Origin of the sequence: Methanosarcina sp. KYL-1 (assembly GCF_024372725.1) — an archaeon.
Taxonomy (GTDB): Archaea; Halobacteriota; Methanosarcinia; order Methanosarcinales; family Methanosarcinaceae; genus Methanosarcina.
In genome coordinates, this window is the sequence record NZ_VOUA01000002.1 from 34,071 (window position 1) to 58,471 (window position 24,401).

General features: G+C 42.0%; 17 protein-coding genes. 11 read left to right on the forward strand and 6 right to left on the reverse strand.

What is annotated here, in order from left to right; all coding sequences use genetic code 11:
* Positions 1-31 precede the first annotated feature (31 nt).
* The 3 genes from FTO70_RS02155 (at position 32) to FTO70_RS02165 (ending at position 6,571) form a co-directional block, all read left to right on the forward strand.
* Entirely contained in the window at positions 32-2,884 is a 2,853-nt protein-coding gene (locus tag FTO70_RS02155) for a tetratricopeptide repeat protein (protein ID WP_255334063.1), read from the forward strand.
* Positions 2,885-3,145: 261 nt separating this feature from the next.
* Positions 3,146-5,899, forward strand: a complete 2,754-nt coding sequence (locus tag FTO70_RS02160) for a DEAD/DEAH box helicase family protein (protein WP_255334064.1) — start codon at positions 3,146-3,148, stop codon at positions 5,897-5,899.
* Positions 5,900-6,199: 300 nt separating this feature from the next.
* A complete protein-coding gene (locus FTO70_RS02165) occupies positions 6,200-6,571 on the forward strand; it encodes a PRC-barrel domain-containing protein (RefSeq protein WP_255334065.1) in 372 nt (123 codons plus the stop codon).
* Positions 6,572-7,395: 824 nt separating this feature from the next.
* Here the strand turns inward: FTO70_RS02165 and FTO70_RS02170 are convergent.
* The 4 genes from FTO70_RS02170 to FTO70_RS02185 are packed head-to-tail and all read right to left on the reverse strand — an operon-like array spanning position 7,396 to position 9,813.
* Complete coding sequence (locus tag FTO70_RS02170) at positions 7,396-8,559, reverse strand: hypothetical protein (RefSeq protein WP_255334066.1); 1,164 nt, start codon at positions 8,557-8,559, stop codon at positions 7,396-7,398.
* The gene (locus FTO70_RS02175; protein ID WP_255334067.1) at positions 8,556-9,053 is read right to left on the reverse strand and encodes a hypothetical protein; all 498 of its coding nucleotides are present in this window, start codon (positions 9,051-9,053) and stop codon (positions 8,556-8,558) included. The genes FTO70_RS02170 and FTO70_RS02175 overlap by 4 nt, the downstream gene beginning before the upstream one ends.
* 5 nt (positions 9,054-9,058) lie before the next feature.
* Positions 9,059-9,631, reverse strand: coding sequence for a UPF0175 family protein (locus FTO70_RS02180; protein WP_255334068.1), 573 nt, complete (start codon positions 9,629-9,631; stop codon positions 9,059-9,061).
* Positions 9,628-9,813 (reverse strand): hypothetical protein, encoded by a 186-nt coding sequence (locus FTO70_RS02185; RefSeq protein ID WP_255334069.1) that lies wholly within the window; start codon positions 9,811-9,813, stop codon positions 9,628-9,630. The genes FTO70_RS02180 and FTO70_RS02185 overlap by 4 nt, the downstream gene beginning before the upstream one ends.
* 178 nt (positions 9,814-9,991) lie before the next feature.
* On the opposite strand from FTO70_RS02185, the gene FTO70_RS02190 reads away from it, so the two are divergent.
* The 5 genes from FTO70_RS02190 to FTO70_RS02210 all read left to right on the forward strand — a co-directional run bounded on the left by FTO70_RS02190 (position 9,992) and on the right by FTO70_RS02210 (position 17,847).
* Entirely contained in the window at positions 9,992-11,473 is a 1,482-nt protein-coding gene (locus tag FTO70_RS02190; RefSeq protein ID WP_255334070.1) for a restriction endonuclease subunit S, read from the forward strand.
* A 33-nt stretch (positions 11,474-11,506) separates the two neighbouring features.
* Positions 11,507-13,456, forward strand: a complete 1,950-nt coding sequence (locus tag FTO70_RS02195; protein ID WP_255334071.1) for an McrB family protein — start codon at positions 11,507-11,509, stop codon at positions 13,454-13,456.
* Between the two features lie 15 nt (positions 13,457-13,471).
* On the forward strand, positions 13,472-14,791 hold the full coding sequence (locus tag FTO70_RS02200) for an McrC family protein (protein WP_255334072.1): 1,320 nt from the start codon (positions 13,472-13,474) through the stop codon (positions 14,789-14,791).
* A gap of 115 nt (positions 14,792-14,906) precedes the next feature.
* Positions 14,907-16,346 carry an RNA-binding domain-containing protein gene (locus tag FTO70_RS02205; RefSeq protein WP_255334073.1) on the forward strand — a complete coding sequence of 480 codons (1,440 nt, stop codon included), beginning with the start codon at positions 14,907-14,909 and terminating at the stop codon, positions 16,344-16,346.
* On the forward strand, positions 16,339-17,847 hold the full coding sequence (locus tag FTO70_RS02210; RefSeq protein WP_255334074.1) for a class I SAM-dependent DNA methyltransferase: 1,509 nt from the start codon (positions 16,339-16,341) through the stop codon (positions 17,845-17,847). The genes FTO70_RS02205 and FTO70_RS02210 overlap by 8 nt, the downstream gene beginning before the upstream one ends.
* A gap of 86 nt (positions 17,848-17,933) precedes the next feature.
* On the opposite strand, the gene ygiD is transcribed toward FTO70_RS02210, so the two are convergent.
* Complete coding sequence (gene ygiD / locus FTO70_RS02215) at positions 17,934-18,707, reverse strand: 4,5-DOPA dioxygenase extradiol (RefSeq protein ID WP_255334075.1); 774 nt, start codon at positions 18,705-18,707, stop codon at positions 17,934-17,936.
* 404 nt (positions 18,708-19,111) lie between these two features.
* On the opposite strand from ygiD, the gene FTO70_RS02220 reads away from it, so the two are divergent.
* Positions 19,112-19,612, forward strand: a complete 501-nt coding sequence (locus FTO70_RS02220) for an inorganic diphosphatase (protein WP_369694323.1) — start codon at positions 19,112-19,114, stop codon at positions 19,610-19,612.
* A gap of 110 nt (positions 19,613-19,722) precedes the next feature.
* Positions 19,723-20,073, forward strand: coding sequence for a cation-transporting P-type ATPase (locus FTO70_RS02225; protein ID WP_255334312.1), 351 nt, complete (start codon positions 19,723-19,725; stop codon positions 20,071-20,073).
* Here FTO70_RS02225 and FTO70_RS02230 read toward each other — a convergent pair.
* Positions 20,062-23,625, reverse strand: coding sequence for a PAS domain S-box protein (locus tag FTO70_RS02230; RefSeq protein ID WP_255334077.1), 3,564 nt, complete (start codon positions 23,623-23,625; stop codon positions 20,062-20,064). The genes FTO70_RS02225 and FTO70_RS02230 overlap by 12 nt on opposite strands.
* 345 nt (positions 23,626-23,970) lie before the next feature.
* Between FTO70_RS02230 and FTO70_RS02235 the strand changes: the two genes are divergently transcribed.
* Entirely contained in the window at positions 23,971-24,297 is a 327-nt protein-coding gene (locus tag FTO70_RS02235; protein WP_255334078.1) for a hypothetical protein, read from the forward strand.
* The last annotated feature ends 104 nt before the right edge of the window (positions 24,298-24,401 follow it).

The following is a 24,401-nucleotide window of genomic DNA, read 5'->3' on the forward strand; positions in this document are numbered from 1 at the left end:
TTAGCTGTCAATATTTAAGGGAGGGGTTGGAATGAATTTTATATCTGTGCTGGCTTCGAAGGCTAGAAAAGATATGCGTTTGCGCATTACGCTAATTAATGGCGAAACTATAGAAGGGGATGTCATTGACATTAACGATGAGAGTGTACTTGTCATAAACAATGATGTATTGTCGGGCATTTCTTTAAAGATGGTAGGGGCATGGCAATTAGGCCCGAAAGATAAAAATAAGCCCGCCGGTCCGCTCACTCCTTATGCATCTCCCACTCACGATGAGGATGAGGAGAACAGTCTCCTTCTGCATGAAGGTCTGCACGAAGGTCTGCATGAAGACGAAGTTGAAGTTTTTCTTACCGGATTTTCCCCTTATAATGTAGTTCTTTCTGACATAGAACCAAATAAGCATGTCCCCACACTGCCAGATTTTTTCCATAAAGGGGAGCAGGATACCGATAGGAAAATGTGGGATAGTATCCTCAGCCGTTTTCTGAATGCTGAGGTAATTAACAATCAGGAAGTCATGGAATCGTTATCTGGAGAAATGATTTTTTTGGGTAACAGATATCCGGGTTCCGGGGTCTTTTACTATAATGCTGCCTGTTTTAAGTTGAAGTGCTGCAACTATCCCGATGCAGGACAATTGTTTGAGAAGGCGTTTAAGCTCGATAAAAAAAGTGAGTATCTTTATAACGCCGCTTTCGCCTATCTTCATGAAGAAAACAATCCGAAAGCCCTTGTCAGTCTCGGGATATATTTCTGCATTGAGAACCCCCTTTCAGACATAAAAATGTGGTACAAATTCTGTGATATTGTCAAAGAAACCGGGGACTACTATGTTTTCAAAAATGTCCTGCATGAGGTTTTAATCAAATTCTGCTCTCCTGATGACGAATCTGGCGATTTGTTGAAATTGTTGCTCCAGTCGGCTGTTTATGTATTTAAAGACGTAAAAGTCTTATATGAGACTATATCCAGTCTCCTTCGCTTAATTAAAAACAACGACCGGGATCTAAGCTGCGACCTGGCTGACCTCTATATGGATTTTTTTGATGAATTAACGGATGATCCCGGCTTGTGTAAGATCAATAATTCTTTTGACCGGCTGGCTCTGTTCTTGAACTGTGAAGACGGAGAATGCGGTTCAGAGTCCGGCTCCGAGTCTGGCTCCGAGTCCGGCTCCGGGTTCGGTCTCGAGCCCTTCAAGGCAACGGATGGTATGAGGTCGGATAGCGCAAATCACGAAAACCTTGAACCTCCCCTTGAAGTGCATTTTTCTCCCGCAGGTATCCGGGTTCCGGGATGGATGACTAAGGGGAGCCCTGAGTATGCAAACGGAGAGGGCTTTGAGTTTGCAAATAAAGGGTTCTTTGAATTTGCAAATAGAGGGAGCCAGGAGTGTTCGGATAAGGGGGTTCCGGAGTGTTCAATTAAGGATGAGGATGGAATCTCATTATCGGAGCAGTATTCTACAGGTTTGAAGTGCGGGTATATTTACCGGACGATTCCTCCGGGAAGGTATGGTTTCCTGAGAGACCGCGACGGGATTGAATACCATTTCAAGTACGAGGACGTTTTTGGGAATGCGGGGTACATAGATAGTGCTACCGAGGACAACCAGTTTCCGGTATTATTCAAATCCAGAATCAGTACTCTGGAAGATGCGGCTACTCCCTATACGGCTTATATTGTCTTTTCTCCGGAATTACTGGACAACATCATTGCTCTGGCCAGGCAATTTGCCCGGGAAAAGGATTACCCGCATGCAATACTCGAATTAAAAACCGTACTCGATTACGACCCTGAAAACTCCGAAGCCGGAAGTTTAAAAGAAAGATGGGAGAAGTTATACGAAGAAAAATACAAAACAAATTTTGAAAAAAACAGAATTAGTTTTGAGCCCAAAAATGAGGCTGAATGGAGGAATAAAGCTGACCTGATGCTTAAATTGGGCATGTGTGAAGAGGCTATAGATGCCTTTAATCATGCAAAGTCAGGGATGTCGAGTTCTCTATACGGGCAGGCTATTGCATACCTGAAAACGGGAAGGTATGCGGAAGCCGTTGAATGCTTCAACAGGGCCCTGGAAAAAAATCCCCTTTATTACCATGCCAGTTATGCCAGAGGGGTTGCGTACCAGCGCCAGTGGATGTATGAAAGTGCCCTGGAAGACTTCAATGAGGTGATAAGGCTCCGGCCTGACCATAAGGATGCGTGGAAACAAAAAGCGTTTGTGCTGGACCAGCTGGAACAATACGAGGAATCCATAGCTGCATACGATATGAGTCTGGCCCTGGACCCCGGGGACTGGACGACCCTTTCCAGAAAGAGTTCGGTCCTTACCAAACAGAACAGGCTATCTGAAGCAATGGAATGCGTAGAAGAAGCTCTAAGCCACGTTCCTTACCACCCTGATTCCCTTTTTGCAAAGGGGTATATCTTCCAGAAAGAAGGCAAGCTCGACTGCGCCCTGGAATGGATTGAAAAGAGCCTTGAATACAATCCCTTCAATGTAAAAGCCCTTTCCAAAAAAGCGTACATACTTGCAAAATCGGGAGACTACGATGCAGCAGTCGGTGCAATTGAAAAAGCCCTCAAATTTAACATGAATAACCCTAAAACCTGGTATTACAGGGGCGTCATTTTACAGTATTCGGGGGATTATGAAAAAGCAATTTCTTCATACCAGCGTTCTCTCGAGCTCAAACCCGGGGTAAAACGTGTAATCTCCTGTAAAGAAAGAGCAGAAAAGAAACTGGTCAAGCCGGTCCCTTCCCTGGAATTGATCCGGGAGGCAAATGAAGAAAAAGCTATTCATGTGAATTCAAAACCCGAATTAGAAAAACTGGTCTTGCAATTCAATAAAATTCATTCTCACAGCAGCTGATAAGTTACAAAAAATTGTTTATTTTATTGAGTTTCCTGCATGAGCTTATTGTTTGAAAAGATTTTGCAGCTTTCGATATTGTTACACATTAAAAAGACTGCGATATATCCCCTTGCGTACTTAAGTTCAAGGCGTAATGAATATGGAAAACTATTTGTATTAATTGTGAATCCTCACTTTGGTCATATTTAGAGGGTGCCAGCCTCGACTGCCCAATCCGCGAAAAGAAGGATGAAAAAGAATCTCAACGGGTAAAGACATATGAGTAATAACCAGACTCCGGAGCAGAAAGCCAGAAATGACATTGACAAAAAATTAAATGATTCTGGCTGGATAGTGCAGGAAAAGACTAAAATCGACTGGAGTGCTTCCAGGGGCATTGCGGTTAAGGAGTATCTGACCGATGTGGGGCCGGCTGATTACGTACTCTTTGTTGATAAAAAGCCCGTTGGAATTATTGAGGCGAAAAGGGACGAAGAAGGCCACCGGTTAACCGTTGTTGAGGACCAGTCATCCGAGTACGCCACAAGCAAGCTAAAATACCTGAACAATGACCCGCTTCCTTTTGTGTACGAGAGTACCGGAAAACTCACACGGTTCACAGACCAGCGTGACCCGAAACCCAGGTCAAGACCTGTTTTTTCTTTTCTCCGGCCCGAGACTTTTGAGGAATGGCTCAAAAAGAAACCCCTGAGGGAAAGGTTTCTTGGCATACCTGGATTGCGGACCGAAGGGCTGCGGGACTGCCAGGTAATAGCGATCTCAAATCTTGAAAAATCTTTTAAGGACAACCGCCCGAGGGCTCTGGTCCAGATGGCAACAGGTTCCGGAAAGACCTATACTGCCATAACCTTCATCTACCGATTACTAAAATTTGCGGGTGCCAGAAAGGTACTGTTCCTTGTCGATACCAAAAACCTGGGCGAGCAGGCAGAACAGGAATTCATGGCTTACGTGCCCAATGATGATAACCGCAAATTTACCGAGCTGTACAACGTGCAGCGCCTGCGTTCCAGTTATATCTCCTCGGACAGCCAGGTGTGCATTTCCACAATCCAGCGGCTTTACTCCATTCTGAAGGACGAGGAGCTGGACGAGAAAATTGAGGAAGAAAACCCTGCCGAGAGGGGCTGGCAGCCAAAAGAACCGCTTCCCGTGGTGTATAATGAGAAGGTTCCTATTGAAGAGTTTGATTTTGTGGTCATAGACGAGTGCCACCGTTCCATTTACAACCTGTGGCAGCAGGTGCTGGACTATTTCGATGCTTTTTTGATAGGCCTGACGGCCACGCCGGACAAACGCACTTTCGCGTTTTTCAATGAGAACGTGGTGAGCGAGTACAGCCACGAGGAAGCAGTGGCAGACGGCGTGAATGTGGGCTATGACGTGTACACCATCGAGACCGAGATCAGCAAAAACGGGGCAACGATAAATGCGCGGGAGTTTGTGGACAAACGGGAGAAACTTACCCGCAAAAAACGCTGGGAACAACTGGATGAACCTGTCACCTATACCTCTAAGAAACTGGACCGGGACGTGGTCAACCCCAGCCAGATCAGGCATGTGATACGGACATTTAAGGAGAAGCTGCCCGAGATCTTCCCCGGCAGGGAGGAAGTCCCAAAAACCCTGGTCTTTGCCAAGAACGACAGCCATGCAGATGATATTATCAACATACTGCGGGAAGAATTCAACGAAGGAAATGCCTTTTGCAAGAAAGTGACCTACAAAGCGGAAGAAGACCCAAAATCGGTGCTGGCAGATTTCCGCAACGCTTACAATCCCAGAATAGCGGTTACGGTGGACATGATTGCAACAGGTACGGACGTCAAGCCCCTGGAATGCCTGCTCTTCATGAGGGATGTCAAGAGCCTGAACTATTTCGAGCAGATGAAGGGCCGGGGCACACGGACCCTGGGCTTCGATGACCTGAAAAAGGTGACAACATCGGCTGTTTCTGCCAAGACGCATTTTGTAATTGTGGATGCTGTTGGCGTTACAAAGACCCTGAAGACCGACAGCCGGCCTCTGGAACGCAAGAGGAACACCTCACTGAAAGACCTGCTGGCAGCAGTAACCTTTGGCGCCCGGGACGAAGACCTTTATGTTTCCCTGGCTAACAGGCTCGCAAGGCTGAACCGGCAGATAAGCGATGACGAAAGAGCCACTTTTACAGAAAAAGCTAACGGGAAAACCATCAACCAGGCTATCAGGGACCTGCTCTATGCATATAACCCTGATATCATCGATCTCCATGCTTCTGAAATCAAACAATGCCAGCCGGAAATTCAGGAAGCCGATTCAAAGAAAAAGGCACAGGAGAATCTGATCGATGTTGCCAGGTCCACCTTTTCCGGAGAGCTGAACGAGTATATCGAAAATGTCCGCAGGGTCCATGAGCAGATAATTGATTCCGTGAACACCGACAAAGTGCTCAGAGCTGAATGGGACAAAGACGCTGTAGCAAAGGCAGACGAGCTGATTATTGACTTTAAGGCATATATGGAAGCTAACAAAGACGAACTCACAGCCCTGAGAATCTTCTACAACCAGCCCTACCAGCGCAGGGATGTCACCTTCACGATGCTAAAAGAAGTCCTGGAAAAGCTGAAACTCGAAAAGCCCCATTTCGCCCCCTTCAGGGTCTGGCAGGCTTACGAGCAGCTGGAAAAGGTAAACGGCAATTCCCCTAAAAACGAACTCACAGCCCTGGTCTCCCTTATCCGCAGAATAACCGAGATCGACCCTGTGCTGACCTCCTACGACCAGACCGTAAACCGGAACTTCCAGGAATGGGTATTCAAAAAACAGGCAGGAACCCTGAAATTCAACGACGACCAGATGAACTGGCTCCGAATGATAAAAGATTATGTGGCTAACAGCTTCCACCTGGAAATAGACGACCTTGATTACACTCCTTTTGATGCTCCTGGAGGGCGAGGCAGAATGTACCAGCTTTTCGGGGACGAGATGAATATGGTTATCAGTGAATTGAATGAGGCACTGGCTGTGTGAGTTCGGAGAAGGTTCGGAGAAAACTGTGGAGAAAAGTGGGGTGAAAAGTGGGGTGAAAAGTGGGGTGAAACTGTGATGAAAACCAGCATTTCGGGATAATTCATAGACGTTCTTTTGCTAACATTTTTCAGTACTGGTGGACGCGACCTCAAGTACGTAAGGAATGTATATTATTAATGAATTGTTATTATTAATGGGGCGGTTTATGATGGGCAGGCTGTGAGCATAGAACGCTTCTCTGTACTTTTGGAAGAGATAAATAAAGACAATGGGTGAATAATATATTGGGAGTTGAGGTGTATGGGAATAGTTGAAGAAACGGAAGTTCCAAGGCACAGGACTTTTGTGGCGGCAACGGAAATAAAAGGATCTAAGATCCTCACTGTTAAAGATGAAGAACTCGGAAAGATTAAAGAAGTCATGATTGACTCCGAACGGGGAAGAATCGCATACGTAGTATTTGCTTGTGATTGTTTTCTTGGTATGAAGTGTAAATACTTTGCCATTCCCTGGGGAGCTCTTGAAGCAAGTCGAGGAGATTATATCCTTCATGTTGATAAGGAAGCATTCAAAACGGAAGAAGGCCTGGATAAAGATGTGTGGACTTTAAATCATAACGATCTGGCTAAAGTGTATGAACAGTATAATCTTCCTCCTTACGGGGGAGTTTAAAAGCTCGTTTTCGGGTAATGATATGAAAATTGTTGTTTCCGATCCGATTTTCTTACCTAAGAATACAGGAAAGATTTGAGGTTCCCGGAAACCTTACTATTTTTGAGGATCTGCCCTTTTATAGTCCACTACTACGGGATTCCAAAACGGCTCCAGGAAGCCTTCTTGATATCTTTAATGAAGATGACATTGCAGGCTACCTCGAATACCTGATGGATGATGTCCCGAAAGTCGAACGAGCGGCAAACAAGGTTAAAAGGGTTCTTTAAAGAAGTGCCAACAATTTATGGGTAGTGGGCGTGAGTTATTGAAAACCATAAGCAAGAGAATCTCTCCTACATTTTCCTCAAATGCGGAGGATATACTCGCGTTTTCGGAAATGATCAATGACTCAAGGACACGACCCCTGAATGACACAAGTAGACAATTATTTAATCAAATGACATCTTAAAAGTACTTCAAAATTGATACTAAAAAATGATGCTATTGTGAAAGAAAAAGTTGGATGGAAAGTTGGGTGAAAAATTGAGTGAAAAGATCTTATGCTGAATTGAATGAGGCACTGGCGGCGTGAGTTCGGAGAAAAGTTCGGAGAAAAGTTCGGAGATAAGTGGGGTGAAAAGTGGGGTGAAAATAATCGGATAAAAGCAAAAAAATAAGCAGCTTGCGGTGGAAACTGGACCTAATAGAGGAGAATAGGTTGGGAGAAAAGTGGGGTGAAAAGTGGGGTGAAAATAAACGGATAAAAGTAAAAAATAAGCAGCTTGCGGTTGAAAATCTGGTATAAATGAGGAAAATATGTTGGGAGAAAAGTGGGGTGAAAATTAGTTATTTGATTTTGAAAGAGTTTTCAAGTCGTTCTTCAGCACGTTTTTCTTTGATTTGAAATAGTCCAATGACTTATCTGGTTCTTCAGTAATAACTTGCACAAGTTTATCGGCTTCAATACATTGTTGTTGCAAATTGACAATTTTGAGATATTTTTCTAACCTGCTCTCTTTGTCGGTATTAAGGTCGTTTATTGAGATTAAAGCATCAGCTGGATAAATGCTTTCTAAATTATCCTTAATTGCATCAAAACGATAATACCCGTAATCATCCACATTCAGTAATCTTTTTGTGTTTCTTGGAATATTCTTCATGGCTTTGAGTTTTTCGTAAAACTCAGGGTTTCTTTTGGGACCGGAATGGATACCTCCAAGACTATCCAGACCATAACCAAAACCTAAAATGTCCCTTGCAGATAGCACTTTCTGGTCATTAATCGATTTCCCATAACTTACATTTACAAAGTGAAACAGATGATTTTCTTCATATCCCCTTTTGGCGAGTTCTCTTTTCATTGCATTTAACATATCTAAATGAGTTGTAATCATGGTCCCATCAAAATCAACATAGTAGGCGTTGATTCCTTTGTCAAGGTAATAATTTATGAGTTCCCTGCCGAAAAGAGGAGCTTTTGCAGGTATATACCCCATAATATTTTTCTTGTTCCTTATTTCAATGCTGTCGTAGCAAAAGTCTAAATATTTTGTAAAGTCATCAAAGTTTTCAAAGTTCAAATTTCTGGCTACTTTGGGAACTGAAGGAATTGGGGTTATGTCCGAGTGTGAATATGCAAAGTTAGTCAAGATGTCAATTTCTTTCTCCGTGGGGTATCTCCAATTCTCTCCCTTATTCTTAAATTCCAATAGACAAAAGTACGGACAGCCATTAACTTTTTCTTTCTCTCTTTTTAATTGATTGTTTTTGTCGGAGGAGAATTTAGCGTCCTGGTCTTTTTTTATTAGAGATTCTCCATCAAATTTCAAAAAAAGCTCCTGTAAGTCACAAAGTTCTTTTGGAAAAGAAGTATCTTTATAGAAACTGTTTGTTGCAATCGCTTTTGTTGGTGTTTTCAGGTCTTTGTTCCCTATTTTCACATGCAAACTTCTTAAATCAGTATCATCAGCGATTGAGCACAGATGAATTTTCGTTTCTTTTGTCATCTTAACAATTCCTTGAGGATGTCTTCTTTTATCCAAAAAGAAGAGCATTTTATGCTATTATATATTTCATTACACTCGACACTCGTGAGTTCATTCAGTTTTTCTTTTTGCCATAAGAGTAAGCCTATAGTCCCATTTACTTTTATTCCATACTTTGACTTCAACTGTCGTGCTCTTTCATCAATGATACAGCGGTAACTGTCTCCTGATTGCTCTTTTTCTATGCCGGCACAGATAACACTGATCTCTCCTTCATGCAACCAGGGATAACGCTTTGAAATTTTTGATAAGCACTGCTCATCAACGTTATCTATAACCGAAAAACCTTTGCAAACCTTGAATAACCTGAAAGTTTCAGGATTTTTTTCAAGCTCTTCATATACCTGTTTTGTGACGGATAAATCATATCCGTGTTTTTTGCAGATTTCAAAAGCTTTGGGGAAGTTCGCTTCCCGAAGCAAACAGACAATTGAGGAGGCATCAAATATTTTCACGCTTTTTACCTCCTCTGCATATCAAGAAAAGTCTCTATGTTTACACCTGCAAGAGAAGCAGCTTTTTCCAAACTGACGATACCTTTTTTGTAGATAGAAATCGAGTTTTTAACCCTTGATTTCATTATTCTGTGATATTCAGTTGATTCGATGGTGTAGTCGGGATATGATGCATAGATAAAAAGAAGAATTTCGTCATTGGTGAGATTACTGATAAATTCCTTGAAGTCGGAAATTGATTCTATTTCATCCGGGGAGAAGGTATCCTGCTTCAGACCCAGTACCTTCTTACCTATCGGAGTGATCATGTAAATATTGCTCCCTTTTTTTTCGACAAGGCCCATCGACACCAGATTATCCATGCTAACCTCTGAAGCCTCACTATACGGGCCGAGGGAATGCGGAATGAATTCTGCCCTCTCATCCACTTTATCAATGTAGTTTGAGATCAGAAACATCTCTTTTTGAAAAGCAACATTTCCCTTTACAGGTTTTTCACCATTAACTTCCAATAATTCAAGTATAGCAACGCTTAAAGGAGACAGGTCCTCTGCAATATTATCCAGTGAAAACCTCAATTTGCTTCCCCCTTAACCTTTACTTTGTTCTCGTTGCCATTTGAAGCGCTGTTCCTTTTTTCACAGGATATGCTGCTATATTGTATAATATTTCGCCTTATGGCATCCTTCACAAACTCCTGGACGGAGACAAAACCCAATTTTCTATCGCTATCAATGATTCTTTCAATTTCTTCCTTCATCTCACACGGAATACTTATTTTACTGTATTTTGTAGACGTTTTCTCCTTGTTTGTGACCATATATAGAGCATATATGAAGCATATATGCCTTAAATCTTTGGTACTGTCTCCCCGAGAGACAGTAGACAATTATTTAATCAAAAATGACCTTTTAAAAGTTCATCGAGGTCAGCAATAAATGAAAAATGGTGCTACTGTGGAAGAAAGAGCCGGATGGATAGAAACTGAACTGGGTCAACTTTGTTCTAAAATAGTTGATGGCACTCATCATACACCTGAATATACGGAAAAAGGAATTCCATTTATTTCAGTCAAAGATATTCATAATGGGAAAGTAAACTTTGATAATTGCAAATATATTAGTTGCGAAACACATAATGAATTAATTAAAAGATGTTTTCCTGAACCAGATAACCTTTTAATTACAAAAAGTGGAACAATCGGAAGGATGGCAATCGTTCCAAAAAAGCCCGATTTTAGTTTATTCGTTAGCGTCGCTCTTTTAAAAAACTATAAATCGATTATTAACACAAAGTTTCTTCTTTATTCCCTTGAAAATTATCTAAACTCAATCAATATAAGTCAGGATATCAAAGGCGGATTAATTAAAAATTTTCACTTAGAGGATATAAGGGTCACAAAAGTTAATCTTGCCCCCCTCCCCGAACAACGCGCCATAGTTTCCAAAATCGAACAACTCTTCAGCGAACTGGACAACGGCATTTCCAACCTCAAAATGGCAAAGGAGCAGCTCAAGGTATATCGGCAGGCGGTGCTGAAGAAAGCATTTGAAGGAGAGCTTACGAAAAAGTGGCGGGAGCAGAAGGCGGATTTGCCGGATGCGGGGGATTTGCTGGAGCAGATCAGGAAGGAGAGAGAAGAAACTGCAAAAAAATCCAGTAAAAAAATGAAATCGATTAATTCGCTCGCAGAATCTCAATTATCAAATCTACCTAAAGGATGGGGTTGGACTAGATTAGGTAATTTGGTTGAAGAGCCTAAATATGGGACTTCTAAAAAATGTGATTATAATATAAATGGCATAGGGGTGCTTCGTATCCCTAATATCTCAGATGGCTTAATTAATGACTCTGACTTGAAATTCGCTCAATTTGATTCATCTGAGATTGAAAATTACTGTTTGAAAGCAGAGGATATTCTTACAATCCGGTCTAATGGAAGTGTTGATTTAGTTGGGAAATGTGCATTGGTTAGCGTAAAGGATGAAAAATACCTTTATGCAGGTTATTTAATTAGACTTAGACCTATTAGCTCATTAATCAATTCAAAATATCTTTTAAACTGTCTTTCTTCAATAGATTTACGTTATCAAATTGAGTCAAAAGCAAAATCAACAAGTGGGGTTAATAACATCAATTCGGGGGAATTACAATCTTTAATAATTCCGATCTGTTCCCTCCCCGAGCAACAAGCCATCGTTCAGGAAATCGAAACCCGCCTTTCAGTCTGCGATAAGATAGAGCAAGATATAAAAGAGAGTCTGGAAAAAGCCGAAGTACTGCGGCAGAGTATTCTTAAAAAAGCGTTTGAGGGGAAGTTGCTTAACAAAAAAGAGCTGGCAGAGGTTCGACGGGCAGAGGATTGGGAGCCGGGTGAGGTTTTGTTAGAGAGAGTGAAGGCTGAAAGAGCGAGAAAATAATTATCGAGTGGATCTAAACCGGAAGTAGTTTTTATGAGAGAAGATGAGATCAAAAAGGGTGTCCAGTTAATCTGTGATACATCTAAGGAGATGTACAAACTTTATGAGGATAAAAATGCCTTAATCGAGAAGCTCAATAGTCTGCATAAGGAGGATTTGGCTCCATTAGAATATGATTATAGGTTGAAATCAGGGCCGGTTATAGACCTACGTAAAGATGTGTTAAAATATCTGCTAAATGGTAATAAACTGGATGAACAAATATTTGATGAATTTATTCTTAAGCACCGTACTGGAAAGGAAGATAAGTACGTATCATATCAAAATCCATTTTCTATATTTCATCCATTCATCACTTCCTATGGACACAAACCGCTAAGGGATTTTGTAGAACGATTCGTAGATGAGATAATCGAAAGACTAAAATTAAATGGAAAAGTTTCATACAGGTATGTCGCCTTTCAGGGCGCTAAATATTCGGGAACTGATAAATTATGGTTTGCAATTTCTAATAACAAACATACTTCACAGACAGAAGTAATGCAGATTTTTGTAAAATTTCAAGATGGTATAATTAGATACAGTATTCGTCGTTACGATGGCAATGGAATAGATATAAGGGGACCGGTAGAAAAAGACCCTACCAACTTTGACTTTGAAGCATTTATTTCTTTTTTTGAAGAAAACAAAGAATTGATACTGAAAGATGAGCCTGAAGAAGAGGACTCGAATGTGCCATTCTCATATGAAAATTTTGGAGCGGAATTTGTTTCAGATAGTGCTAAACATTCAGAAATGTATGTAAACTTGCCACAGTTTCCCTGCAACATCATATTATATGGTCCACCTGGCACTGGAAAGACATATAATACAATTGACCTGGCAGTTGAAATTATCACTGGAAATAACGCAGGTCATGAAGAAAATAAAAAGGTGTTCGATGCTTTAAGAGAAGAAGGGCAGATTGAATTTATTACATTCCATCAAAACTACAGCTATGAAGACTTCATGATGGGCATTCGTCCAGATCTTGATGAAGCCTCAACCTTAAAATTCAGGCGTAAAGAGGGCATATTCTACAAGATATGTAAAAGAGCAGAGCAGAATTATTTGCAATCACGGAATAAAAAGAATGCAATTAGACCTTTTAAAGAAGTATTCTCGGAATTTCTCGAGCCACTCGAAAAAGAGGAAGTGGAAATCGAGATAAAAATGATTTCTGGTAAATCATCTTTTTGGATTACAGAAATTAATCCCAGCAATTTAAGTTTTAGAAAGCAATCTGGAGGCACCAGTCATACATTAAGCATAGATACAATTCAAGGGCTCTATGAAGGGACAAGGGAGTTTACAAGTGGTTTAAGGTCCTACTATGAACCTTTGATAAATGAACTATGGCGCAGAGGCAAACAAACTGCAGCAGAAGTTCCCTTGAAAAGATACGTGCTCATCATTGACGAAATCAACAGAGCCAATATTTCAAAAGTATTTGGTGAGCTCATCACATTGTTAGAAGAAGACAAACGTCTAGGGGCTAAAAACGAGCTTAGAATCAGCATTCCGGGTGAAGAAACCGGTTTTGGAATCCCGCCCAACGTTTATGTCATAGGGACCATGAATACTGCTGACAAATCGATAGCAATGATTGATATCGCATTACGAAGGCGTTTTGAATTCCAGGGTTATTTCCCTGATTACAGCAAGGTGGATCAGCTCAGTGGAAATATTTTGAAGCACATCAATAATGAAATATATACCCGCAAGAAGTCTGCGGATTACTTAATTGGACACGGGTATTTCATGAATGGCACAGAAGCTCCGGAAACTTCCAAAGTGCTTCAGAATAAAGTGATTCCACTGATTATGGAATACTTTTCTGGCAAGACCGAGCTTGTCGAAGAAATATTCAAAGGAAGTGGATGGTCAGTAAAATACGATACTGAAAAATATTGCTGGGAAATCGATCCTCAAATCAAACAGTAAATTTACCGGTAAATCATGAATTCTATATTTGAATACGGCAAGCAAATTGCCGTTGATGACCGTGAAGGTCTTGAATCGTATTTATGCTCTTTATGGAAAGAGTATAAAGAAATCTGGCCATCCCAGTTTGAAAATGAAAATGTAGATCCAGATTCAAAATTTCAGCCTTTCCTGAATTTTGATGGGAATAAGGCCAGAGCAAGGAATTACATCGGGTTCATTCATTTTGAAAACTCTAAAATAGAAATATATCCCAAGATTTTTAAAAACACATCTGGAATAAGCAAAGAGCTCATTCATTGTCATTTGTTTTACTGGTTCGGTTATTGTAAAAAAGTGAAGTTCCCATTTAATCAAGCATTCCTTGATCGTTTTAAAATTGATGAACTACCTGAATTGATCATATATCTATTTGCAAATCAAATACATGAAGTTGTTAGTGTTCAACCATATTCCACTTATGAAGAAGTACAGGAAGCTCTATTTACACCCAGAGGAAGAATAGATTTTGACCGCTATGCAACCAGAATGTCCTACGGTAGTTATCACTTAATTGATTGTGACTATGAGCCTTTTGTATTTGATAATTCATTAAATCGCATAATCAAATATTGTACTCGATTATTGCTTTCAAAAACCAGAATTCCTGAAACTCAAAGAATATTGAATGAAATTATTTTCGTTTTAGATGAAGTGGATGATCAGGTGTGTTCCACACAACAACTGCTAACACTCAAAATATCTCCAATATATAGCGATTACGAAGAAATAATTCAGATATGCCGCATGATATTAGAGAATCAAGTTTATTCGTACGAAGATTATGAAATGAAAAATTGGAGCTTATTATTCCCGATGGAACTTATTTTTGAAGAGTTTATAGCAGGCTATATCCAAAAACATTTTAGCGACATGTTTAAAGTAGATGTTCAAAAATCAGATATTTATCTGCAAACTGATCCTGAAGTGTTTAAAATTAAACATGACATTCTGCTCACAAATAAAGAAACTGATGAGCAGATAATTATTGATACTAAATATAAACCAAGATGGGACTTAGAAAAGAGTGATTCAAAGAAAGGAATATCCCAATCTGATATGTATCAAATGATCAGTTATGCCTACAGGAGAGGAACAGATAAAGTATTACTCATCTATCCAAATACCTCTGAAAAACTGGCAGATGATTCTGTGTTTTTGATAAATAAAGGTACTATGGATGAAACTATCAAAATCAAAGCCATAGATGTGCCTTTTTGGTCACTTGATGGTCACTCATATGTTGAAGAAAATCTAAAAGTTAAATTAATTGATATATTATCCAATAAGTTCTGAAAAATGCCTTTACCTTTATTATTGATATGTGGATTCGGAAGTTTCCAAATAAATAACTAAGTTTCCTTGAGAAAAATCAGAACTGAGAACACAAGAAATTAGAACGTGAGTATGCATGATCTCCGAGCAATTAAAGAGCATCATCCAGGACGGTGAAGGGCTTACCGTTGAATTTAAGGAGTGCAAAACTCAGATAAACCGTGATGTGTACGAGACGGTCTGTGCTTTTCTAAATCGCAATGGAGGACATATTGTTCTTGGAGTTGATGACAATGGGAATATCACAGGAATTGATGCGGATGCTCTGCCACAGATCAAAAAGGACCTTGTTACTGCCTTGAACAACCCGCAGGTAATCAATCCTCCGTTGTACATATTGCCGGAGACCGTGAAGATTGAAGGAAAAATCCTTCTCTATCTCAATATTCCTGAAAGTTCGCAGGTTCACCGTTGTAAAGGAAAGATATTTGATAGGAATGAAGACGGGGACCTGGATGTTACCAACCATCCCGATGCTGTGGCACATCTCTATATTCGAAAACAGAGCTCATTTTCAGAGAACCGCATTTATCCCTATGTAAAGCTTGAAGACCTCAGGAGTGACCTTATTCAGAGAGTGCGGAAAATGGTCCGTGCCGAAAACCCCAATCATCCATGGGCAACAATGACTGATGAGGAGCTTCTAAGCAGTGCCCGTCTGTATCAGCATGATTACCAGACCGGCAAAGAGGGTTACACTCTTGCTGCTATTCTTTTGCTGGGCAAAGACGAAGTTATCCAGAGCGTACTGCCCCATTTCAAGACTGATGCCATTCTTCGCAGAGTAAACCTTGACCGTTATGACGACAGGGACGACATCCGCACCAACCTGATCGAAAGCTATGACAGGCTGATGGCTTTTGTCGCAAAACATCTGCCAGACCCGTTCTATCTGGAAAAGGACCAGAGAATCAGCCTGAGAGATCATATTTTCAGAGAAGTTGTTGCAAATATACTCATCCACAGGGAGTACATAAACGGTTTTCCTGCAAAATTCATAATTGGAAATAATCAGGTTGTTGCAGAGAATGCGAATCGTCCACACGGGCATGGCAGAATAAATCCTTCCAATTTCACACCCTACCCTAAAAATCCGGTAATTGCTCGCTTTTTTAAAGAGATCGGAAGAGCGGATGAGTTAGGCTCAGGCGTCAGGAATCTCTACAACTACACAAGGATTTATTCCGGTGGAGCTGACCCACAACTTCTTGAAGGGGATATTTTTAAGATCATCATTCCTGTTACCCAGCAGGCTACCCAGCAGGCTACCCAGCAGGCTACCCAGCAGGCTACCCAGCAGGCTGACATGCAGGAACTACTAATTGAGTTTTGCAAGGAACCAAAATCAACCAGCGAAATTATGCAATATTTACAGTTAAAAGATAGAGAGTATTTCCGCTCCAAAATATTGAAACCGCTTTTGGATGATGGAATCATGCACAGAACCATTCCTGAAAAACCAAGCAGTCCGAATCAAAAATATTATTCCAAACCCAAGGATCCAAACCATGTCTGAAAACACCTCATCCATCGTTTCCAAAGTCTGGAGCTTCTGCAACGTCCTGAGGGACGGGGGCGTGAGCTATGGCGATTATCTGGAACAGTTGACCTACCTCATATTCCTGAAAATGGCTCAGGAGTACAGGAAGCCTCCATATAACAGGGATATTGGCATCCCGGAAGAATATACCTGGGACAGACTGAAACAGCAGCGTGGAGCGGAACTCGATACCCACTACAAAGAGCTTCTCGAAGAGCTCGGGAAAAAGCCGGGGATGCTGGGGCAGGTCTTCCTCAAGGCGCAGAACAAGATCAGTGACCCTGCCATGCTGTACAAGGTCATTGATATGATCGACAAGGAAAGCTGGGTCATGATGGGTGTGGATACCAAGGGAGAGATCTACGAAGGGCTCCTGCAGAAGAATGCAGAAGATACAAAAAGCGGAGCCGGACAGTACTTCACCCCCAGGCCGCTCATCAAAGCAATGGTCCGGTGCCTCCGGCCCGAACCCATGAAGACAATAGGCGACCCCTGCTGCGGCACGGGAGGGTTCTTTTTAGCAGCTTATGACTTCCTGACCTCACACCACCGGCTGGACCGGGAGCAGAGCCGCTTCCTGAAAAACAAAACCTTTGGCGGAAACGAGATCGTCGCAGGGACCCGCCGGCTTGCCCTGATGAACATGTTCCTGCACAACATCGGGGAAATCGACGGGGAGCCCATGATCTCCAATTCCGATGCTCTCATAGCCGACCCCGGATACCGTTACGATTACATCCTCACAAACCCGCCTTTCGGAAAGAAGAGCAGCATGACCTTCACCAACGAGGAAGGCGAGCAGGAAAAAGAAGACCTCACTTACAACCGCCAGGACTTCTGGACAACCACGAGCAACAAGCAGCTCAACTTTGTGCAGCATATCCACACTATCCTCAAAACAGGCGGGCAGGCCGCAGTGGTACTGCCGGACAACGTCCTGTTTGAAGGTGGAGCAGGAGAGACCGTCCGCAAAAAGCTTCTTGAGACCACCGACCTGCACACAATCCTGCGCCTGCCGACAGGGATCTTTTATGCGAACGGCGTAAAGGCAAACGTGCTGTTCTTTGAGGCAAAACCCGCAGCCAAAGAGCCCTGGACAAAAGAGGTGTGGATCTATGACTACCGCACCAATGTGCACCACACACTGAAGAAGAATACGATGAAGTTTTCGGACCTGGAAGATTTCATCGAATGCTACAACCCGGAAAACCGCTTCAGCCGTAAAGAGACCTGTAGTGAGGAATCTCCCGAAGGCAGGTTCCGCAGGTTCGGCTATGATGAGATTGTAGCAAGGGATAAGACAAACCTGGATATCTTCTGGCTCAAGGACAAAAGCCTCGCTGACCTGGACAACCTTCCTGACCCCGATATTCTTGCAAACGAGATCATTGAGAATATGGAGGCTTCGCTGGCAAGTTTCAAGGAGATTATGCTCACGATTAACGGGGATGGGAACGGAAACGGGAACGGGAATTGAAATTGCTTTCTGCCTGTAACAATTGTCTGCTTATGCAGACACATCCCTATTTTTTAAATGTCTCCGCCTCTTTTCAGTATTTTTTATCATTTTTTACCCTCAAACAATATACACCGCATGGAAACCGATGAATAAACTATCTTTTCGCAAAAAAAGCTGACACTTTCGTTTTTATCTGTTGCTCCAAGCGCGTAGATTAAAGGGATATAATGTTCGGCGGAATTGACGGATAATAATGCGTCTTCCCCGAGTGATTCATAATTTACCAGCTTCAGGTCGTCTCTGGCTGTAACGTACTTTTTCACATTTTCATCAAAACTGGTTGCCCATTTGTAAGGAGTTTCGGACATTCTTGCCAGCATGAGGTTATGCACGACATTTCCGGTGCAGAAGATAAGAATTCCCTCTTCTCTTAGTTTGTAGAGTTTCCTTGCCAGGTCGTAGTGCTGCTGCATGTTAAGTTTTCGATTTATGCTCAGTTCGACTACCGGGATGTCAGCATCAGGATACATCCTGGAAAGTACACACCATACTCCGTGGTCAATGCCCCATTTGCTGTCAAAATTAACCTCTTTAATCAGGTCTTTTACTTTTGTAACAAGTTCCTTTGAACCGGAGCAATCGTATTTCTGGTCATACAATTCCTGTGGGAACCCATAAAAATCGTGGATCGTTTTAAGCTTCTCGCCTGAAGTAACGCTGGTATCCTCTCTCTCATAGTGTGCGGATATGGCAAGAATTGCTTTCGGTTTCGGAATCTTTTTGGAAATATTTCCCCAGCTTCCTGTAAACTCATTGTCTTCTATGGCATTCATGGGGGAACCATGACCTATGAACAGAACCGGCATAATTTTTCCCATACTTTTGACCCCGGTTTGATTCTTTTTTCCGCTATTACAGGAATATACGCATCTGGGGTATAAAATCAAGTACAATCGATCCGGAAGTTTTGACGTTGATGCTTCGATGTCAGCAAAACAGAATCTTTAATACTTATTTTATTCTGGGCAATGGGGTTTCATACCTCTCCTATCAAAAACAAAGTATGAAGAGGAGTAAGAGGAGTAGTCTCGGGGACTTTCATCCACTCTATTTTTCCTGTATCTCTCCTTTCAGGTTTCAAGAGTATTAAGCACACGAGCTCATATTACGAGATCATATTATAATATCATGACATATAAAGACATATAATATCATAGCTGTCAGAACACGTAATGGTTGAAATCATTACAACGCAGTTAGTTAATAAATGGGAAGTGTTGATATGACTGAACGCCAGGTTGAAAGTGTGATTATCGAAATTCCGAAAGGAAGCCGGAACAAATATGAGTACGATAAAGAAAGAAAAGTGATTAAATTCGACAGGATGCTTTTTTCTTCAATGATGTATCCCTGTGATTATGGTTTTTTTCCCGACACGCTGGCACTTGACGGTGACCCTCTGGATGTCCTGGTTTTAATGTGGGAACCCACATTTCCGGGATGTGTAATAGATGTACATCCTATTGCATTATTTGCCATGGAAGATGATAAGGGAGTAGATGACAAGATACTCTGTGTTCCAAAGGGTGACCCCTTATGGAATTATATAGAAACAATCGACCAGGTCCCTCCTCATCTATTAAAAGAAATTACTCATTTCTTTGAAACTTACAAGCATTTAGAGCATAAACACGTGAAGGTTATTGGCTGGGATGGTCTCGAAGCAGCAGTCAATATAATCCAGGAAGCTAAATCCCGATATATTGAACAAAATAAAAAATAAATCTTGCCAACCGAATCAAAATTGTATGCATTTCCGGGAAATGTTATCAGTTAGGGGGGATTTCCAGGGAAAGATCCGCAGGAGATCAAGAACAAGTTCCTTTCTGGAGCATTCCTGTTTTCCAGATGCTCCAGCAACTTCAAACAACGTCTCAGGGTTTAACGGATGAGCAAGCCCAGCAGCGCCTGAAATACTACGGTGCAAATCTGCTAAAGCCCAAAAAAAGGTCTGATGCGCTCTCAATCCTGCTTTCTCAGTTCAAAAGCCCTATTACTCTCATCCTTCTATTTGCAGCGGGACTTTCGTTTTTCCTGCGTGATGCTACGGATGCCGTTGTCATTGTGGTTGTGGTTATCCTGAGCTATCGCATGTTCTCTTTCTGGCTGCCAACGTTACTGGGATTTCCACTGGCGTATTATCTTCAGCATTCAAAAAATCGCACTTTTAATTCAAAACTCTAACTTGACGTTTTCTTCATTATCAATTGGTAATTCGAATGTGAACCTGCTCCCCTTTCCAACTTCACTTTCAACCCGGATTGTCCCGCCGTGAAGTTCCACGAGTTCCTTGACGAGAGCAAGCCCGAGACCTGTCCCGCAGTACTGCCTGGCGCATGAGGAATCGATCTGGGTAAAGGGCTGGAAGAGTTTTTTCTGGTCCTCTGAAGAAATGCCTATTCCCGTATCCGTTACGGAAAAAAGAGCCTTTCTCCCGCTTCTTTTGCAGTAGACCGAGACCCTTCCTCCTTCGGGGGTAAACTTGATTGCATTGCTTACAAGATTGTATAGGATCTGGAGAAGCCGGCTTCTGTCGGCTTGAATATCTCCTAAGTCTTGCCCGGCCTTAAATTCTATTTCAAGGGATTTAACCTGGGCCAGGGGGGAAAGCGTGGCCTTCACCTCTTCGAAAACCGGACCGATGGAAAACTCGCTGAAGTGAAGTTCCATTTTTCCGACTTCTACTTTTGAGATGTCCAGAATATCGTTTATAAGTCCCAGAAGGTGTTTTCCGCTTGCAGAGATATTATTGAGGTACTTCAGCTGCTTTTCGTTGAGTTCCCCAAAAACCCTCTCGATCAGGATGTCCGAAAAACCGATAATGGAGTTAAGGGGAGTCCTCAGTTCATGGCTCATATTGGTAAGGAACTCGCTCTTTGTACGGCTGGCAGTTTCTGCTTCTATCTTGGCATTTAGCATGGCTGCTTCTGCCCGTATACGGTCAGTTATGTCCCTTCCCACGGCCTGGACGATAGTGTTATTTTGTGTCTCGAGCAGTGAAGCGCTAACATCCACGACGATGAGAGTTCCGTCCGATCTTATCATCCTGGTTTCCTGACGTTTGGAACGTATTGTCCTTATTTTCATCATTTCGGATATGATTTCTTCTCTGTCTTCGGGGGAAATCAGTTCAATTATTGATTTTTGCTTTAGTGCATCTTCACCATAACCGAATAGTTTACAGGCCATTTTGTTTGCTTCGAGTATCCGTCCGTTTAAGTCGTGGATTATTATGCCGTCATTCGAATTCTCAAAAAGGCTCCGGTACTTCATCTCGCTTCTTGCTATCTTTTCTTTTGCTCTCTTCTGCTCACTGATATCTCTCACTACGGCAAGGGAAAGGTCCTGGTATCCCTCAAGTACCTTGGCGTTGACTTCTGCATCGAAGGTTTCACCATTTGCCTTACTGTACACTGTATCGACATGAATAAACCTCTTTTTCCTGAAATCCTCCATCCCCCGAGTACCGGCATCTCTATAGTCAGGAGCCAGGAGATCTACCACATTCATGGCCTGCAGTTCTTCCCTTGTATAGCCGAACATCTCACATGCTTTTTCATTTACGTCCACTATCTGGCCTTTAACCCGATTCAGGAATATTGCGTCATTTGACTGTTCGAAAAGTGCCCTGTACCTTTCTTCATTGCGTTTCAGTTCTTCCTGGGCTTCTTTACGCTCTGTTATGTCCTGCAGTGTACCGATTAATTTTATGACTTTTCCATCTTTTATTGCCGGGCGGCCAATTGTCCTGACCCATTTATGTTCTCCGTTTGCTGAGATAAGTTCCAGTTCGAGATCGTATGATTCACCTTTTTCTATAGCATCATAAACTGCTTTTTCAAAGATCTCTTTTGAGCCTGGGGGATAAATTTTCAATTGGTCCTCAGGATTAGAAGACTTATCTTTTCCACGGATTCTTGCAACTTCAGGTGTCCAGGTAGCCACTCCGGACACTACATCAAGCTCCCATCCGCCAATTTTTGCGATCCTACCGACTTCACTCAGGAGAGCCTCACTTTCACGCAGTTTGTTTTCTGTCTGTTTACGACGTGTAATATCTCTGACAACTGCCTGGGCTATGTCATGATACCCTTCAAGGAGTCTGGCACTTATCTCCACATCTATGATGTCCCCATTTGCAGTGAGATACTTGGTATCCCCCCGTAAAGATCCCTCGATTCCCAATCTTCTCATTGCCTTATGCCCGTTCTTTCGATCCTCCGGGATCAACAGGTCGTAAACATTCATTTTCTGTAATTCTTCCTTTGAATATCCGAGCATTTTAGAGGCACTGTCGTTCACTTCCAGTATCTGCCCGTCGAGATTGTTTATAAAAACAGCATCATTTAATTGTTCTATAAGGTACCTGTATCGTTTTTCATTTCGAATGACATCTTCCTCAGCCATTTTTCTCTCGGTGACGTTAACCGAAGTCCCGTATCCGAGAAAGGTTCCATCGGGCAGGTAGCGGGAAGATCCGATGGTATTTATCCAGACTGGTTTGCCATCATCGGAGACCAATCTGTAATCTATGCTGATGGGAGTATCGGGTTGCTTAAAAGCCTGTTCAAATCCCTCTCTCACTTTCTCCACGTCTTCCGGGTGGATGTGGACAAAAAAATTATCCCAGTCCTTTCCTATGGTGCCTTCCGGGAGTCCCAGTACTTTATCCACAGGTTTGGAAATGTAGGTGTTCAGCACATTTCCTTCTTTGTCAAAAGTAGCTTTCCAGATTATTGCATCCAGAGAATTAACAACTTCTTCATATTCCTTTTCCTTTTTAAGGAGCATAGCTTCCTTATTTTTTCGTACCAGGATGTTGGCTATCATGCTCCCGGCAATCTTCAGGACATAGAGTTCTTTCTCGTTCCAGTTATGTATTTTACTTTTTGAGTCGACTCCGATGAAGCCTTTGAAAATGCCATGACGTGAAAGGAGTATCACCGCAACGGACCTGATTCCCAGATCCTGCAGCATCTTTTTCAGACACTCTTTTTCTGCCGGGATCTTATCAACATCAGGAATGTCAACAACCTTCAAATTCCTGATTTGTCCCGATACGAGCTCTTTCGCATCCCATTTTTCATAGAGTGGTATTTTAGAGATTACACTATCTGCGTGCCATTCATGTGTTTTGATGACGCAGTCTGTGTTTTCGGCAGTACTGAACAGGACTGCACGACCTGCACCTATGAAATCGGCCAGATCTTTCAGGGTCTTATTGATGTCCTCATCAATGTCTTTGAAGTTACTATTTATAAAACGATCCGATATCCGTGATATCAGTGTGTCCCTGCGTTTACTTTGTTCAAGTTCAGCCTTTTCTCTTTTTTTAGTAGTAAGGTCTTCAATAATAGCGTGGCATCCGTAAACGAATCCATTCTCGTCCTTCCGGGGAAAGGTCTTAAAACTCAGAAAAAGTTCTCTGTCCCAGGCCGATCGATAAGGCGCTTCTATCAAAGAATTCCTGCCGGTTGTAAGTGTCTCTTCAACAGTAGCAGATACGCCGCATTCAACCAGGGGTGGAAAAGTCAGTATATTAATTTGTTTTGTTAATTCAGCGGAAGGGGACCCCAGCAGGTTCAAAAGAAAATCATTTAGTGCGGTAATGTTCCCTTCCCTGTCACATGAAAGTATACCAAGGGGCAGTTCGTCTACGAGGTTCTCAAAACCTTCGTGGGGTTTTGCCGGCAGGCCCGGAGGCGCAGCATCATGGCTGTGGTACTCTTCGGTCATATTTTTCGGTTAAGTCCCCGTGATTAGAATCTGGTACATTGTAGATAGCTTTCACTAGTATTGTAATATAATTAATTATTTATAATTTATTATATTATCTTTTCTCATTTTTTAAAATCGATATTACAGGAAAACTTGGCCTGCCCTTAAAACAGAAAATTTTATAAAGACTCCCAAAATCGCAAAAAAAGATGAAAAAAGTGGACCCGCCGAGATTCGAACTCCTGCCTCAGCCTTGTGAATGTGTCTTATGATTTTGAAAAGAGGTTCATATTCTTATATATAATTATGTACAATTTTTATATGTGCAGTTATGCTGCTTAAGTTAGTGGAGGAAGTTATAAGATGGCTGAGAAAAAACCTATCATCAGAGTGTATTTCGCCAAAATCAAGGAAGCATTTTATGACCTCTCTGAAGAGGAGAAAAAAGAGTTCATGCTTAAGGACCGCAAGCAAATGGACGAGCTAGGCATGAAACTCCTGATGATGATTGACTGCCGCTGGTCTAATGAAGAGTGGGATTTTATCGGGGTCGAGGAATGGCCAGGCATAGAAGCTCTTGAAAAGCGTGCCAGATTCGAAAAAGAAGAACTGGAAGCATTCAGGTATGCTGAATCGAAGACTTATCTGGGTACCGGTACTTTTGGAATTGGCGAATATGGAAAAGAATGAAACCTGAGGAATATCACAACGCAAAGATGCAATAGTCACAGGGTTAGGGTTACTGATCATGACTCTGGCCTATTTCGTCGCTGATTTTTTTGCTTTCAAGAGTC